Origin of the sequence: Oxyplasma meridianum (assembly GCF_038024865.1) — an archaeon.
Classification (GTDB): domain Archaea; phylum Thermoplasmatota; class Thermoplasmata; order Thermoplasmatales; family Thermoplasmataceae; genus Oxyplasma; species Oxyplasma meridianum.
Map to the genome: position 1 here is coordinate 1,388,888 of NZ_CP133772.1, position 14,704 is coordinate 1,403,591.

Consider the following 14,704-nt stretch of genomic DNA (forward strand, 5'->3'; position numbering starts at 1 on the left):
TATGATTAATTCTGAAGGAAGAACAATAAAGGATGAAAACAAGAATTATAGAAGAGAACGTATTAAATTTCAACTTCATAACGCAAGAAAAAGTTGGAATGTTTTTTATAGGTCAAGATACGGAAAGACTGGCTTTTACCTTGTAATGTTTTTCGTTATCGTGACCCTGATTTCCCCCCTAATAATAATGCATAACAATCCAACAACATACATAGTTCCCGAGGAGGATTTTTCTGCAGCCGGACCGTTGATAACACACCATCTTCCATTTTCAATAAATGCTTCCAGCCCACCAACAGGAACTGCTTCTTCTCCAACAGGGTCCTCTTTGATATATGTAGACGATAGCAGTCATATTTATGGCATATCTTTAACCTCCAATTCCACATACATCTTCCTCAACTCATCAAACCTTATGACTCTGGATAGTTTTACTGTTGGGGATTATAGTAACTTTATAAATTATGGGTCACTGTCACTTAGAACTTACCTTCTTACAGCCAATAGTACTGACCTTATACTTGGTAATGTAAGCTGGTCAGGTACAAGCTATGGAAAGGGAAAACCTTCAGTAAGTTTCTCCACCTTACACATGAGCAATGTTGTACTTCCACCTATATCAAGTGCCCTAACTTACCATACAAGTGAAAGTGGGCTGCCAGAGTTCGATGATAAGAGTTTCTCGCCAGCATTTATTTTAGCGGTAAACCAGAGTTCAAATAGTTCAAATAAAAGTTATTATCTTAATTCTTACTATCTCAGCGGATTTGGGGCTTCTAATAGTTCGCACATATTTACTGTTAAACTTCCTTACAACGTGTTACCTAGTGCCCTGAAGTTTTATGGTTCTCTATTTTCCACAACTTCTTCTCAGATGACACTTGTGGTTCAGGGAAGCCATATTCTGGGGTACAACGACACGGGTTCACTTGTTATGAATGTATCTATGCTAGGATCTGTATCCCAGATATACATCCCTAACTCTTACCAGTATTCAGTGAACAGTTATAATTCAGTTTTTTCAGTAACTGGCAATTATGTATATGGAACATATCTCAATAATGGGACTAATTACAAAGTTTTTACTTCTGGATCCAAAATTGCCGCCATTTCTACCTCTTCTGGAGGGAGCGGTTTTCCATCCCTGTTCGTAGTTGTAAACAGTGACAATAATGTATCAGTACTATCTGCCCCTAATTTCCTATCTTTTAGCATTAAACTTACTTTCCCTGTTACTGGAATAGTGGAATACAGTTCTAATTTCCTTTTTTACAACAACCTTAAAGGTGATTACGTTTATCTGGAACCGGCAACTACACACAACATCCTTTGGAGTATCAGCCTAAATGTACCATCCACTGCACCTACCATATTCCTGAATCCAAGTACTGCCAGAGAGTCAATAGCCCTTATATCTGGAAATACTTTTCACACGTATTCAACTTCACCAAAGGATCTCAACCCCCTACCTCCAACTTTCCACACCATCTCAGGTCAGATCTTGCCTCTTGGTACAACAATAAAGGGGAAGGATGTATGGTCACAGTTTATAGGTAGTTTCAGCACAGATATGTTTATAGGTGTGTTCGTTGGAATCGGGATACTTCTGATATCATTACTTATTGGAATGGTAATTGGTTACTATTCAGGCTTTATAAGTTCTGGAGTGGAAACATTTGCACTTGCTATATTCCTTATCCCCGGTTTGCCTTTGCTCATAGTTGTTGCCTCAATAGTTGGCCCTTCGCTTTTGGGGGTGATAGCAGTCCTGGTGGCATTGAGTTGGCCTTTTGCTTCCTTTACCCTAATTGGCATGGTGAGAAGTTTGAAAACTCGAACTTTTGTTGATGCGGCGAAGGTTTCAGGAGCAAGTACTTTCCAGATCCTCAGGAAGCATATGATACCAAATGTTACCCCAATATTGATCTATCTGACAGCCATAAATATAGGTGGAGCCGTAGCGGCAGTATCAACACTTCAGATTCTGGGCATAGCGCCTTTATCAGTTCCCACTTGGGGTGGCATGCTTTCCGGTTACTACAGTGATTTCTTCGCTCTTGCTCTTGCGCCGTGGTGGTTTGTGCCACCAATAGCTGCACTTACACTTTTCATCTTTGCATTTATATTCATAGCAAGGGGGATGGATGAAGTGGTAAATCCAAGACTTGGAGGGAGAAGATGAAATTGTCGATATTAATTATCAACCAATCTTTTAAAGGAGAGTGTATTTATTGATTACTGAATCTTATGCCAAAAAAGTATTGAGTATTGACAACTTGTCAGTTTCATTTGATACCTATAAAGGAAAAGTCCATGCCCTTCAGAATGTGAATATAGATCTGTATGAAGGAGAGATACTTGGAATACTGGGTGAGTCTGGGTCTGGAAAGAGCACAATTGCTATGTCCATTATGTCTCTTCTGGCGGATAATGCCTCGATATCCGGTAGTATATATTACATGGGCGAAGAGTACATTTCAGAAGAAACTATAAAAAGATACTCAAGCCGAAAAGGAAAAAAAATACTTGATGAGAAACTTAGAAAGATAAGATGGAAGGGAATCTCCATGGTTTTTCAGGGAGCTATGAACTCTTTCAACCCTGTATATACAATTGGTAAACAGATAAAAGAAGTTTATAAGATACATACTACCCTATCTGATGAGGATATAAATAGAAAAATTCTGGAAACCCTTAAATTTGCCGGATTGAATCCATCGGTTCTGGAACGTTATCCCCATGAGTTGTCAGGAGGTATGAAACAGAGAGCTGTCATAGCAATGGCACTTGCACTGGAACCCAATGTTGTAATAGCTGACGAACCAACAACTGGCCTTGATGTAATAACGCAGGCAGAGATTATAAGCCAGTTAAAAATGCTGAAACAGCAAAATATAATAAAAACAATGATCATAATATCCCACGACATAGGAGTAATTTCCCAGTTGGCAGACAACATGGTTATACTGTACTCTGGGAAGGTGATGGAGTATGGAAGATCAAGGGATATTTATACAGATTCAAAGAATCCATACACGGTTAAGTTACTGAGCAGCTATCCCAGCATAAGGAACGCCAAAAGATATGTAGAAGGTATTCCAGGATCGCTGCCTGATCCCATCGACCCTCCAAAAGGATGCAGATTTGCTCCGAGATGTTATCTTGCAAAAGGGAGATGTACAGAAAGTGAACCAGAACTTATACCTGTTGGAAATGGTCATTTCTCAGCATGCTTTTTCACTGATCAAATTGTAAAAGATAAGGAGGCTGTAAATAAAGATCTTAGGAAAGCGGAAATACATGGAGAGAATATTATAGAGACAAAAGAGCTTACAAAATATTTCGATCTTAAATCCTCAATAGCTGGTTCACTTTTTTCCAAAGATTCAAAATTTGTTAGGGCTGTCGACCATATTAACATGAATATTAAAAAAGGAGAGATTCTTGGTGTGGTTGGAGAATCTGGATCCGGAAAGACAACGTTTGGAAGAACACTTCTTAAATTGTACGAGCCAACATCTGGTAGTATAATATACCATATTGATGGAAAAGAGATAGATGTAGCCAAACTGGATCAATCGAAGAAAGAAGCTAAGGAAAATTATATGGAGTTCAGAAGGAATATTCAGATGATATTCCAGGATCCGTATGATTCACTTAACCCAAAAATGACAATATACGATATAGTGGCGGAACCAATTATCGCCCATAGGCTCACTAAACCTGCAGATGAAGGCAGTATAACTTCGACTGAAGAAGGGAGATCCAGGCGTGTAAGAAGCCTGAGTCCATCAGAAATTACAGAACTGGTGAGTGAAGCCATGGAAAAGGCAAATATAAAACCGCCTGAGAATTATTTTTACAGGTATCCACATGAACTTTCTGGAGGAGAAAGACAGCGGGTTGCAACAGCTAGAGCTCTCGTTTTGAAATCGAAATTTATAGTAGCCGACGAGCCAACTTCTATGCTTGATGTATCATCCAGGGCAGGCTTTATGAACATGCTTAAAAGCATCAGAATGGATGATAATCTGTCAGTACTTTACATCTCCCATGATATAGCATCAACCTACTATCTTTCAGACAGAATAATGGTTATGTATCTGGGGATTGCAGTTGAACTTGGCGATGCTGATGATGTAATAAACAAACCGTTACATCCATATACAAAAGCTCTGATAAAGGCTGTCCCTACGCCGTCTGTTGATTGGAATCCTGGTGAAATCGGGATTATAGGAGAAATTGGGAATGCCATAGATGTCCCCAAAGGATGCAGATTCACCAAGAGATGCCCTTATGCAGTTGAGGAATGCGCCATAAATCCTCCTCCTGCAAGAGATGATGGCTATGGTCACTGGTATCTATGTCATTTCACACAGGATCAGTTGAATCAATTCAAGGAAACTCACAAGGATAGATTTAGAAGTACCGATGCAGAACTTCAATAAAAGAGCCATGATTAAGCTGTCAATGTTCCCTTTGGTAGCCCTTGCTCTGTTGCTGATCACTCCCCTCCCATTTTACTTCTTTCTACATTTTGCATACTTTTATTATATGCCAGTAATTGTTTTCATATCTGGTTTTTTGGTAATGTTCATAGGATCCTGGTCTGGTTTCGGAGCCAAAGGATATGTACATAATGTTATAAAAGCTGGAATGAAGTTCGATACTGAAGATCTCAATTATATTTATAGACAGCAATTAATAATGACGCTTATATATGTGGGCATTGGATTTCTATATATGTTTCTTGGGTTTGTACTTTTTGTAATTTGAGCTCTTTTGACAGGTAATTAAGTTTCTTTGGCCTTTTTATGATTCAACTTTAAATGGTCCCATACACCAAGAGCTTCAACCTAAATCTCATAGGTAAGAATAATGTTTGGCACTATTATGATTTCTAATTACTAATATTAAATAGGATAGTGTAAATGAATTATAATAGAGACTGTTCCGATTGAAATGCTCCTACCTTCTTTGTTCTCCTCTTTAATTCACAGTTCAGTCTTCCAGTACATTTGTTGTTTTTATTTTTCTTATGTTTGAATATACGAATATATCTAAAACATCTCTGATGCTTTCAGAAAACTGATTATCATCTCTTTTACTATTTCCAATTGATTCTGCATATTTTCACCTCTTTAAATCTGAATTGTGCAGGATCTTTTTAATTTTAGAGCACATTCAATAGACTCATCTCTCTTCTCTAAGATTTTGAATAACATGTATTATAACCATACAGAAAGAGGTGTTGTATCTAACATCCCTATTACGACAATGATCAAGGTACTATATCTAAAGAGTGAATACAACATGGTGGATGAAAAGGCTGAAACCATGATGATAGAGGGCATATCTTTCATGAATTGCCTAAATTATCCTGACAGGTTGCCAGATGCAAGAACCATCTGGATCTCCATGGAAGGGTTATCAAAAAACTTGAAGGGATCATGCCATATGGAATGAATTAAATCTAACAGTTGAGAGAGAATAGAATAATGGTGCCTACAGGATCCATGAAGGATATCAATGTAAAGATCACTGCACAGGGCAGCATGATCATAACAGCAGATCCAGGAAAACATGGAGAGAAGAGATCTCTTGTATCTATAAACATGATTTTACCTGCAGAGATTAACATGGTAGGAAATGCAGATATCAAAGAGAAAGAGACCAATTCAGAGAAGAAGATGACTAAGAAAAAGAAAAGACATGCAAAGAAGACATGCAAAGATCATCTCAGAAGAGAAGAAAAGGATCATGAGGGAAGAGTATAGATATTCCGAGACAAGAAGATCCAAGGAGAGACAAGGATGGTACATGGACAAAGAGGGCATCAAAATTATTCTTGGGTTACAAGGAACATAATAGTGTGGATGAGGATGCATATGTTGTCATATTCATGGTAACAAGGGCATCAGTTCATGATGCCTCCATCAATATATCAGAACATGAAAAGACAAACTATGGTGACAGAGGATACTTGAATTCACATTGTAATGGTAATGAAGGTACCATGGATAATGCTGTCAGTGGGTGAAAGCTTTCCATAGATCAGATCCAGAGGTAATAAGACCAGATACACTAAACGAGAAATAGTTGAAGATCAATATGCCCTTATAAGAAGAATGTTCCACTTCTCCCATGTACTGGTCATATTAATTAAAAGAGTTGGAATAAAGATTCATATTTGCTAGTATTGGTTACAAAATATACAGGATCAAATGGCATATGGAAGCGTCAGCTATGAAGCTACATGAAAATAAATAAAAAACTAAAGAAAAAAAAGAAGAAAGAAGATCAGGAGAGACAGGATCATATCCTTATAATTTTCAGTTTTTATGGAAGAATTCTCTTAGATTTGTTGAATCAGAAAGTTAATAGAAAACCTCTAAAGATAGTTCATTTTTAATTGAATTCAAAATATTTGCCTATAATAAAATCTCTCAGGTACTCCCTATGCGTTTATATCAAGAATTCCAAACATGCAAACGCGTTATTAAGTATAAACGTACAGGCTATAATTTATTACAGACAATCTGAAGAAAAAATTAAGTCAATAAATAAAAAATATAACGTTATAAATAAAATATTAAAAAAATTATTGTGTAGGGGGAGCCGAAGGAGGAGGGGTTTTAGGACCCATTTTCCTGACCTTTGCCGCTTCCATTGCAAACAGGCCTATGAATATCACAGCAATTGCGCCCAGTATCCCCATTATCACATAATCAATCACCGGTGATGACGGTGTAACTACATGGGATGGAGCCACATAGAAAGTGTATGTGAAATTCTGCCCTGATCCATTTATGGTAACTGTCAATGTTACCAGTGTAAGATTTGATACTGTTGGGGCAGTGTAGGTAAGCATGGATGAACCATTTGCATTCGTAGTGCCATTAGTTGCAGAAAGTTTTCCATAGTTTACTGTTGCCGTAAATGACACATTAGGTGCTCCTGGACCTGCTGCCAGATCATATGTGGAGTTCACGTATAACTGGAAAGATTTTCCACTTCCTACTGCTGTGGTCCCATTCATATGAATGTTCTGAGGAACATAGAAGTTCATCACTGTGCTTGGTGACACATTGTTTACCATAGGCATTGAATACACTGTTGATACATTGGAAGCGCTTGACTGACCAATTGCACTCAACTGGAATACATCAGCCGGTACGTAGTATGGATCAGTAAATGATTGAGCTACATATTTGTCCAGGGATCCATCTGCTTTATTTATAACTCCATACATTCCTGCATAGAATGTTGCATTGGCTATTCCTTTGGAGTTTGTTACTAACTGTATGCCAGTTAAATTGACACTTCCAAACAGGCTGTTAAGGTCCGGTACAGCTATCTGCCCTGTTACAGCTCCGCTTGTGTTTGTGAAATATCCACGGTTAGCGCCAAGTGCATTCTGACTGACCAGACTTACCTCATAATCAGGTACCGGTTTACCCGCGTTTGTTACAGTGACTGTTACATTATCTGTTCCAGTAGCTGAAGAGATGCTTGGAGAAGATAGCGATATCGAAATATTGTAATGAGGTGCCTCCATGGTTATCTGGACTGGTATCTCAACAGGCTGAGCCACACCGAAACCATTGGCATTTGTTGGGGATGTCAGCTGGGCTATATCCATATATGGAGCCTCTCCAAAGACTGGTGCACCTGACTGGTAGTTTCCAAGGAAGACATAACTTGTAAGATTCATTCCCATGAGGCTATAGTCAGCGGTGTATTTTCCAACCATCTGCAGTCCAATTGTAAATTCCCCTGTGGAATTGGTTTTGCCCTGTACCTGTTCCATGTCAAATTGCTGATATATAATGTTGTTTACACCGCCTATCATGGTAAGTTCAGTGGATGATGTTGTTAGTGCGACTGATCCCAGGACAGTAATGTCAGTCCCAGTTCCCATAGTGGTTAGATTTTCAACTATCATGTCTGCTGTTGAATAACTGCCGACATTGGATGTAGCAATGGCCGTAACGTTATCAGTTGCAGTGCTTGTTACAAGAAGGAACCCCTCTGCCAGTGCCATGGACTTAATGTGCCCAATTGGGACATTTGCTACAAGCATATGGCTAGATGCATTATAACCAGCATTGTTCAGATAGGGGTTAAACCCTATATTTATCAAGCTGTATATAGCAACGTTGCCTGTTCCATCTTCCTGAACGTAAAGCATTCCACCGCTTTCACTTATGTTGGTTGGCATAACTCCCGATCCCAGGGACATGTTTCCTACTACGGACCACATGTTCCCCATTGCATTGGTTATGTTAACAACTTCTATCTGGCTTTTTGCTGTATCTGAGACTAGCAAGTAACCTTCACTCTCAGCGAACTGCATGTCTGATGCATCAAGACCGGTACCAAGTGATATATTAGCTGCTGAGAATACGTGATTCATGTTGGTCATGTTCAAGACAGTTATGTTGTTGCTCCCTTTGTTCAGAACGTATGCAAAGCTGTCGTTTGGACCGTTAAGTGCAAGTTGTATACTAACAGGGTTTTTGCCAACATTGTAATTGTATGTTTTACCGTTTGTAAGGTTTACAGCTGTAACATTACTTGATCCGTAATTGGCAACGAATGCCCATACAGATGTTGCATTCATTGGATTTACCTGCACTATCTGTATTGCGTCTGGATTTTCGCCGACTTTGAACATCTTTCCAACTTTAATATCTCTTGGAAGCATCCCTGTTGCTGCATTTAAAGTAAGGTTTACAAGCCTAATATTTCCATTTGTTGAATTCATTAAAGCAACAGCAAATGTTCCATTTGGAGTAAGTGTTGCGTCAGTGTATCCACTCATACTGACATTGCCAAGTGTTTCGTTTCCAAAGTTTGTGGGTGCATAGAGTTCTGTAGACGGGTTTCCTGCAAGCGTGCTAAAAGTGGCTGGAGTTACATTTGTCATATTCAATACGCCAGCATTAACCTGTACGGTATAAGAATATCCCGATACCGGGCTTCCATCTAGTGGGTTATATACCTCCACAGTCATGTTTTTAAATGTGCTTGAATCTTTCATGTCGAGGGTTGGCATACTCACGATCCTATAAGCAACAGGCTGTGGAGAAACATCAAAATGAGTACTACCTAGACCACCTACAGCATTGATAGAGGTGTCGGTTGCTGATGCTGACAAGTTTATTTCTCCTGTATAATCGCTGGTATAAATCAGGGTATTCAGAGGTGACACCTTAAACTCAAACCTATATGTTCCGTTCCCACTTGTTACCCCGGTGTATGAGGTAATATTCAGCAAAGCTCCACTGGGAGTATATCCAACTGTCACTGAGGCATTGTTTATTGGAGTTCCATACTGGTTTCTTACCTGTATAGTTACGTTACCGTACTGCCCATCATAATATATCCGGGAGTTTGAAACTACTCCAACTTCCAGATGCTGTGGAACCACTGGAACCTTTGTTACCAGCGGGACCTTCCTCAGATGAAGTGAGAAGAAGTTCCAGTACCAGAAATCGGTTATTGGAAGACTAGATTTCTGTATTCCTGTAAACGTTGAGTTTGTTATTGGAATGATATCAATACCGTACCCCAGGTTCTCAAATGTTGCTTGCTCTGCCTGGATCTGCTGGATCATGTCTGAAGCATTAAGATCGCCTGATACGCTGCTGTTGGTTAACATGTAATCAGTTAGGTTGTCCATCAAATTAATTACCTGAGTGCCAGTGTAATTTGTATTTGTCGAAAGTGAACAGGTGGAGTTTAGGTGTATTGTTGGCCCTGTATAGGTGAAATCGGTATATGGTCCCAAATAGAATCCTGTTCCAATTCCGTTGACATTATTGTTGAATGTTATGAAATCATCGGCCGGATTTCCTACTATGCCTGATATCCCAAGTGATATTGCACTGTATGTATCAGGGCTGCTGGGACTTAGATCAACAAGATTGGAAACAAGAGTAGAGAAAGATTCTTCTTTTACAGATGTGTGTATTCCTAATGTGTCCCAATCTGAGGCTATAATATTTGCTCCCTCCACCCCAAGTGGATTTTCAGAGGCTACAGTTATCTGTATGGATATAGTAACCGGTTTCCCCATGTAGTAAAGGGTTGCGCCAGGACTAAAATAATTCTTCCCCCCACTTGATGAGTAGCTCAACTGACCATGTGTTGCGTTAATGGTTGCATTTATTGTTTCCTCAGCTTTTGCCAGATCGAAATGGTAGTAAGGAACGTTTGCCCTCCATACGCTATCAGACGGAGGAATTACTGTTGATGATCCAGGAGTTGAGAAACCTTCTGCCACTACAGTAGCAAGATAGGTCTTCGGTATTGCATACTCAAGTGCCTGTCTTAAGGAAGTTATGTTGAATGGTGCATTTGCACTGTAGGAATTTATCTGCTGATATCCATATCCTGTACCCGGCTTGTCGTAGGTATAGGTATAGGGAATTGTCTTCACGGTGGGAAGGAAAGTTGATGGTATATCCAAAATTGATTGGACCTGTCCACTGGCCTCGGCAGCCACCGCCGCTGAATATGTTGAATATATTATGGTCTTTATGGAGTAGAGTTTTGGCATGTACTGTGCCAAACCTGGCACATTCTGAACAAAGTAGTTAGGATTTGCATAAAGCTGCCAGTAATCTGATGATATCCATGCACCTTTGGGCATGCCATATCCGGCATACATCATGTACGGACCAGTTCCAACAAGTCCTGGTGCGTAACCTGTTGTTGGGTTGTACCCAAGGGTCCATGCATTGTAAGAATCAGATGCAGGAAGTGATGCTGAATAGTTCCACAAGCCTGGCGTTGATGCATACGCATGGCTGTCCCAGATATGATACGGCAATATTGGAGTATCAAGCATGGTTGATTCGAACAGAGCATTGGGTGCTGTTAAATAGTAAGAAACTGTAAGATTGTTCACTGGAAGCATATTAACAAGGTACTGGTATTCTCCAGAAAGATCTTCAGACGCGTACAGTAGTTTCCATGAAAGTATAAAGTCTGCCGATTGCACATAATATGTTTTCATAGTCAAGTTAGTCAAGTTTTTTTGCGTATAGTTCTCTGTTTGGAGTTTCCCATTTGCTGATATAAAGGTAACATTTTTGTAGTTACAGGTGCACGAAACTCCACTTGGTGATACGAATGAGGTTGAGGTTGAGTAATTGTATGTAGAAGCAGCGTTTGCAGGTGTCCAGTCATTCCACTGAACTCCCGGTCTTATCTGAACAGTTGCTATTTCACTCACAGGCATTAGTGCGCCGGTGATGGGATCAAATGTTGTCATGTTTGCAGGCGCTGCAGTTATATTAAACCCAGTTGCCAGCCAAGGCTGATAGGTTTCGTTTGGCATGAAATTGTATGGGGAATCGTATATCTCATCCAGAAGCATGAAATCACAAACAGTTGATGCACTGTAATAATTAAGGTGATTTATGTTTCCCACCTCTGCTTGAGTATAAGTTCCATTTGCACTTGTTATGCTGGATGCAGATGCAGATGGACTCACCGCTGAGCTTATTGTTGTAGCATGTGTGGAAGTTGCGGTACCCAGATCATTGAAGGAACCTGAAAAAGATTCCATTATGAACATTGCCGCCACAATTACAACAGCAAAAACTACAATTGTTTTCATAATCCTATGATTTTTGAAAATTGCTTTCATTATTGGGAGATTGGAAAAATCGTATATAAAAGTTTCTTAGACTTAAGATTGTCATTTGTTAGTTAATAAGAGATTTGCCATGGCAATCAAATAATTAGGAGAGTTTATGCAGATTCTATATACACATCAATAAGAATCGTGATAGCCGGTTAATAGGTACCTGTGATACCAATAGGATGTCCTGATCAATTCCTCATTGGTCTTGAACCTATGCTTGAACAGCCATGACTCTATGGAGAAGTACTGTTATTCAAGACCAAAAATCTTTACCACTTCAGGATTCTCCATCTACAGGAACATTTTTTTTATTTTTTTTTACAGACTTGATGAAATTCTTCATTATTTCATTTTTACCATAGAGGCTTTCAATCTTTTCAAGCACTATTCCAACCATCTCTTTTTCACCTTTTCATTTGGTGAGTTTCCTTATAGCATCACTGTTCTTTCCAACTCTCTTCACGTCTGTTTCACTCTAAAAGAACATGCATCTTATCATGCGCATGGCCATGTCAAGTTCATTCTCCACTCCTTATTTACAAATCTTTACAAATCTTATGTACCATATTTTTATCAATATGGAACATGCATCTCTTCATTCTTATTCCCATATTGATCATTTATGATTGTATGATACTGGTATGATACCCTTTTCAGCATGGATTCTTAATGGCATCTGTCCCTTGTGATGAATATCTCATATTCCGGAATACATGAACAGAGGTCCATATAGTGAATTTTAGAAAATAATTGAATACAAGTGGAAAAGAAAAACAATATACTTGAATCAGAGAGAAACTTCATCCCAATTTCATGCATGCAATGGCAAATTAAGGCACCCTGCCTGGAAGATATTTAGATGCGATAACAGTGATCTGGACTGCGACAGGAACAGGCATGCACCTGGCATGCCTGAAGCAGGTTGGACTGAGACTGCTTATGCTGGGAATGAAACTAATTCATAACAATTGGCAAGGTTTTAAGAACGGATTTCTATTGGGCTTTTTCCAGGAAAACTCAGGTTCATTTTGAATATGGTAAGTTATCTTGAACAGGCATACAGATGAAAAGTTTCTATTCACAAAAAGTTTATAAAAATGTTATGCTGCTATTACACCTGAGTTGAACATTATCATTACCCTTACCTAAGGACTGATCTATTTGCTTAATATGCTTTCTATTGTTTGAGCGCCGGTTGCAATATAGGGATACCCACTGAATCCATCTGCCTGCGCCCCCTCAAGATCCTTGTAACTTATGCCATGAATATATGCCGGAGGGTAAAGCTGACCATTAAGCATATATGTTCCAAAACTTCCTGTAATTACTAGAACTGTGTTCATATGGTTAGGATTGCTCAAAAAGGCTGATGGAGTGTAGGGTGAAAGATTGCTGATGTTTACCAAATTCGTGTATTTGTAGACAAGTGAGGCTATGCCTGAAGGCACAGACGAATTCACAACAGACATTCCCGCACTTACAAGATCTGATTGTGATATTGCTGTATTGTTGCTTGCATATGCAAAAAGTGTCTCATTGTACATATATACAGGGTAAAATGATACCTTTGCCCCTGTGATACTGCTGGTGTAAGACAGTGAATCCAGGAACAGAAGACCTGGCAGACTTGCGATCTCCTCCTTCTCATTTGGATCCGAATAATGACCATCTGTCTTGATATTTGATACACCCTGATAATGTGATAGGGTGTAGTTAAGCGACCATGATATTGAGGCTCCGATTGGGCAGCCTACCCACGTAATAAAATAAATATTTTCTGCACCTGATCCAGCGAAGTTCTGATTACTTATCTCTGTGAATGACCCCCAGGGTATACTTGTGGGTGCAGTGAAAGCTGGCTGGCTTGATTTGCTGATAGAAGGATGAGGTATATAACCTGCAAAGTAAAGGACGGTGACAATGAGAATAATGCCCACAACAATAACTGCAACCTTTTGCACCATTATTGACCTAGGATTGACAGGATCAGGCTTCTTAGCTTTTTTGTTGTTCTTATTATTGCTCATCTAAACGACACTATTCCTGGAAATAGCTATACAGATATTCAAATTATATCTTATAAATTTTTCGAGAACCTTACTTTTAGAATGAAATGAAAGTGATTGGATCAAATGAAAGAGAGGATTTTTTGATTTTGAAAAATGTTTTCTAAAAAATTTAATCCGAAAAGTCAAAGATTAAAGGAATTCCTCAAGGAATTCCTCTGTGATCTTTACCGGTTCTCTTTCAACGAGGGATGTGTCGGCTATTATTGGATCATAATCCTCATAGGTTTTCTCATCTTTCTCGTAGAGAACACCTATAGGTATTTTATCTCCAAGTTCCTGAGCAAGTTTGTATGCACCAAGAAGATCCGTCTTATCATTGTTCTCCAGTTTGTAAACTCTCTTCCTGAAATAGTCGTATGAATTGTTCTTGTTGTATGTTACGCATGGGCTGAAAACATCTATGAAAGAGAAGCCCTTGTGCTGAATACCCAGTTTAATCATCTCCTGAAGATGCTTTGCATCCCCGGAAAATGCCCTTGCCACAAATGTTGCACCTGCTGCAAGTGCAAAGTCCAACGGGTTCAATGGCTTTTCTATGTTTCCGTTGGGCGTTGACTTTGTTTTCATTCCCATTTCAGCTGTTGGTGAGGCCTGCCCTGTTGTCAGACCGAAGACCTGATTGTCAGAAACAATGTACGTTATGTCAATATTCCTCTTTGCTGCATGGTAGAAGTGCTGTGTTCCCTCGAAGAAACCGTCCCCGTCACCTCCATATCCTATCACAGTCAGCTTGGGGTTTGCCCACTTTATCGCAGAGGCAACAGGTATAAGCCTTCCATGAAGCCCGTGGAATCCATACGTGTTGATAAATTCCGGCAAATTGCTTGAACAGCCTATTCCTGAGGCTATTACAGCATCTTTGGGTTCTATTCCCATATTTGCCAGCACCATTGAAATTGCCGAGAGCTGTGCAAAATTACCGCAACCTGGGCACCAGTCAGGCTTTACCTTTCCTTTATAATCAGCTATTGTCACCATT

Annotated in this window: 9 protein-coding genes; 6 read left to right on the plus strand and 3 right to left on the minus strand. The window is 39.4% G+C overall.

Annotated features, from left to right (window positions below):
* Position 1 precedes the first annotated feature (1 nt).
* The 5 genes from OXIME_RS07260 to OXIME_RS07280 all read left to right on the plus strand — a co-directional run bounded on the left by OXIME_RS07260 (position 2) and on the right by OXIME_RS07280 (position 6,040).
* Positions 2 to 2,182 carry an ABC transporter permease gene (locus OXIME_RS07260; protein ID WP_393971180.1) on the plus strand — a complete coding sequence of 727 codons (2,181 nt, stop codon included), beginning with the start codon at positions 2 to 4 and terminating at the stop codon, positions 2,180 to 2,182.
* Positions 2,183 to 2,231: 49 nt separating this feature from the next.
* Complete coding sequence (locus OXIME_RS07265; protein ID WP_393971181.1) at positions 2,232 to 4,448, plus strand: dipeptide ABC transporter ATP-binding protein; 2,217 nt, start codon at positions 2,232 to 2,234, stop codon at positions 4,446 to 4,448.
* 775 nt (positions 4,449 to 5,223) lie between these two features.
* On the plus strand, positions 5,224 to 5,466 hold the full coding sequence (locus OXIME_RS07270; protein ID WP_393971182.1) for a transposase: 243 nt from the start codon (positions 5,224 to 5,226) through the stop codon (positions 5,464 to 5,466).
* A gap of 14 nt (positions 5,467 to 5,480) precedes the next feature.
* Entirely contained in the window at positions 5,481 to 5,777 is a 297-nt protein-coding gene (locus OXIME_RS07275; protein ID WP_393971183.1) for a hypothetical protein, read from the plus strand.
* A gap of 95 nt (positions 5,778 to 5,872) precedes the next feature.
* Positions 5,873 to 6,040: a hypothetical protein gene (locus OXIME_RS07280; protein WP_393971184.1), complete on the plus strand. Its 168-nt coding sequence runs from the start codon at positions 5,873 to 5,875 to the stop codon at positions 6,038 to 6,040.
* A 561-nt stretch (positions 6,041 to 6,601) separates the two neighbouring features.
* Here the strand turns inward: OXIME_RS07280 and OXIME_RS07285 are convergent.
* Positions 6,602 to 11,659 carry an ABC transporter substrate-binding protein gene (locus OXIME_RS07285; RefSeq protein WP_393971185.1) on the minus strand — a complete coding sequence of 1,686 codons (5,058 nt, stop codon included), beginning with the start codon at positions 11,657 to 11,659 and terminating at the stop codon, positions 6,602 to 6,604.
* 867 nt (positions 11,660 to 12,526) lie between these two features.
* Between OXIME_RS07285 and OXIME_RS07290 the strand changes: the two genes are divergently transcribed.
* A complete protein-coding gene (locus OXIME_RS07290) occupies positions 12,527 to 12,688 on the plus strand; it encodes a hypothetical protein (protein ID WP_393971186.1) in 162 nt (53 codons plus the stop codon).
* Positions 12,689 to 12,813: 125 nt separating this feature from the next.
* Here OXIME_RS07290 and OXIME_RS07295 read toward each other — a convergent pair whose 3' ends face one another.
* Together OXIME_RS07295 and OXIME_RS07300 are read right to left on the minus strand one after the other, a co-directional pair.
* A complete protein-coding gene (locus OXIME_RS07295; RefSeq protein ID WP_393971187.1) occupies positions 12,814 to 13,683 on the minus strand; it encodes a DUF929 family protein in 870 nt (289 codons plus the stop codon).
* Between the two features lie 171 nt (positions 13,684 to 13,854).
* Positions 13,855 to 14,703: a thiamine pyrophosphate-dependent enzyme gene (locus tag OXIME_RS07300; protein WP_393971188.1), complete on the minus strand. Its 849-nt coding sequence runs from the start codon at positions 14,701 to 14,703 to the stop codon at positions 13,855 to 13,857.
* Between the last annotated feature and the right edge of the window lies 1 nt (position 14,704).

What these genes read in the sequence shown, in the direction of transcription:
- OXIME_RS07260 (WP_393971180.1), top strand. Translation starts at nt 2, where the DNA reads ATGATTAATTCTGAAGGAAGAACAATAAAGGATGAAAACAAGAATTAT.
- OXIME_RS07270 (WP_393971182.1), top strand. Translation starts at nt 5,224, where the DNA reads ATGTATTATAACCATACAGAAAGAGGTGTTGTATCTAACATCCCTATT.
- OXIME_RS07285 (WP_393971185.1), bottom strand. Translation starts at nt 11,659, where the DNA reads ATGAAAGCAATTTTCAAAAATCATAGGATTATGAAAACAATTGTAGTT.
- OXIME_RS07295 (WP_393971187.1), bottom strand. Translation starts at nt 13,683, where the DNA reads ATGAGCAATAATAAGAACAACAAAAAAGCTAAGAAGCCTGATCCTGTC.
- OXIME_RS07300 (WP_393971188.1), bottom strand. Translation starts at nt 14,703, where the DNA reads ATGGTGACAATAGCTGATTATAAAGGAAAGGTAAAGCCTGACTGGTGC.